Origin of the sequence: Paraburkholderia sp. J11-2, from assembly GCF_905220185.1 — a bacterium.
Classification (GTDB): domain Bacteria; phylum Pseudomonadota; class Gammaproteobacteria; order Burkholderiales; family Burkholderiaceae; genus Paraburkholderia.
Genome location: NZ_CAJMYY010000128.1, coordinates 1 through 384, shown reverse-complemented (window position 1 = coordinate 384; position 384 = coordinate 1). Strand labels below are relative to the sequence as shown.

Here is a 384-nt window from a genome sequence, read left to right as displayed (position 1 = left end):
GCCAACAGTCACGTACGCGAAAATGGAACCCGGATGCATGTGTGGCTCGGAAGCCTGACCAGGTGCGAATGTCACGGTGGCGATATCGACGTTCTTGCCGGGTAGCTCCGGAATCGGTTGCTGCATCACCGGCTTGATGGCTTCCTCGCCAGCACCTTCCGCCATGGCGGTCTGAACGCCAGCGAGGGACAGCGTAGCGGTTGCGAGTGAACAACAAAGGACTGCAAACCGAACGGCTTTCATCTCGGCTCCTCAGGCTGGCGTTTTGCGGAATGCGATGGCGAAACGGTTCCAGCTGTTGATTGCGCAGATCAGCAGGGTGAGATCCACCACTTCGGCGTCGCTGAAATGCGGTGTGACGCATTCCCATGCAGCGTCCGGCAC

At 59.4% G+C, this 384-nt stretch carries 2 pseudogenes; both read right to left on the bottom strand.

The window, feature by feature from the left end:
• A pseudogene (locus U5A57_RS41460) lies at positions 1-243 on the bottom strand (cupin domain-containing protein); the annotation flags it as partial.
• Positions 244-252: 9 nt separating this feature from the next.
• Positions 253-384: pseudogene (locus U5A57_RS41455) on the bottom strand (carboxymuconolactone decarboxylase family protein); the annotation flags it as partial.